Source organism: Bradyrhizobium sp. P2_E8 (assembly GCF_056403875.1).
In genome coordinates, this window is record NZ_JBFUES010001321.1 from 1 (window position 1) to 1,684 (window position 1,684).

General features: G+C 67.3%; 1 protein-coding gene. It reads left to right on the forward strand.

Annotated features, from left to right (window positions below):
* On the forward strand, positions 1-1,684 hold a 1,684-nt coding region (locus tag AC1D00_RS40040), incomplete at both ends, for an ATP-binding protein (RefSeq protein ID WP_477014494.1).

Genomic DNA, 1,684 nt, shown 5'->3' on the forward strand with positions numbered 1-1,684 from the left:
ATCCCGCGGCACCAGACCCTGAGCGCGGCACTCGCCTGGAGCTACGATTTGCTGCCGGCAGCCGAAAGCGCAACGTTGCGCGGATTGTCGGTATTTGTCGGGCCCTTCACCCTGGAAGCCGCGCTTGCCGTCGCGTCCTGCCAAGGCATGGGCGAATCCGAGGCCGTCGAAGCCATCTCGAACCTGCTCGCCAAGTCCCTGATCGCGACCTCGCCCGCGGAACGGCGGCTGCGCTATCGCCTGCTCGACACCACCCGCGCCTTCGTCGGCGACAAGCTCGTCGAGCACGCGGAAGCGGCCCGCGTCGCGCGCGCCCATGCCGAATATTTCCGCGATTTCCTGCGCGACATCGCGCTCAAATCCACCGGCATGCAGAGCGCGGGCGGCTTCCTTCCCTATGCCGACCACCTGCCCAATGTGAGGGCCGCGCTGACCTGGAGCTTCGCGGACGGCGGCGACCGGACGATCGGCGTGGATCTGGCGGCCTCGGCGGCCCAGTTCTTCCTCGAGCTGACATTGCTGACGGAATGCTACCGCTGGACACAGCAGGCGCTGGTGTCTCTCGATACGGGCGCGATCGACAGCCGCCAGGAGATGACGTTGCAGGCCGCGCTCGGCGTCTCCGTGATGTTCACGCAGGGCAATACGGAGGCGGTCCGCTCCGCGTTCACGCGCAGCCTCCAGCTTGCCAGAGAGCTCGAGGACCTGCACTGGCAGCTCTGGCTGCTGCGCGGCCTGCACATCTACCTGACCAGGGTCGGAGATTTTCACGGGGCGCTCGGAACCGGCGAGCAGGGCGAAGGCGTCGCGCGGAAGCTGAATGATCCAGCCGCCGCACTGAACGTGGAATGGATGCTCGGCGTCGCCCACCATCTGATCGGCAACCAGGACAAGGCCGTGCAGTTCTGCGAGAGCGCGATGGTGCACAATCCCGGCTCGCAGCGGCTGAACATCGGCCATCTCGGTTATGACGACCGCATCGTTGCACTGGTGGCGCTGGCGCGCGGGCTCTGGCTCACCGGCCGGCCCGATCGGGCGATCGAGGCGGCCAGATACACGGTGCGCGAGGCCGAGCTGCTCGAACAGCCGCTCACCCTCGGCATTGCCCTGATCTGGACCATCTACGTGTTCCTCTGGGTCGGCGACTGGGCCAGTGCCGAAAGCCTGATCGAGCGGCTGATCGACCATTCGGCGCGGCATTTTCTCGGCCCCTATCACGCGGTCGGCATCGGCCAGAAGGGCGAGCTGCTGCTGCGCCGCGGCGACGTCACCGGCGGGATCGAGCATCTTCGCCGCAGCCAGGCCACGCTGTACGCCACGCGTCACCGGATCATGACGACGGTGTTTGCGACCGCGCTCGCGGAGGGGCTTGCCTCCGAGAACCGGCCCGACGAGGCCTTGCGCACGATCGATGAGGCCATCGCCCAGATTCCCGATCACGGCGAATCCTTCGACATGCCGGAGATGCTCAGGGTCAAGGGCGACATCCTGGCCCGATCGGGCAATGCCGCCGAGGCCGAGAATTACTTCCGGAAATCGCTCGATCTATCACGCCGGCAATGCGCGCTCGGCTGGGAGCTGCGGGGGGCGATCAGCCTCGGCCGCGTCTGGCGTCATGCCGGAAAGGCTGGCGAGGCACGCGATCTGCTCGCGCCGCTCCTCGTGCGGTACCAGGAGGGCCTCC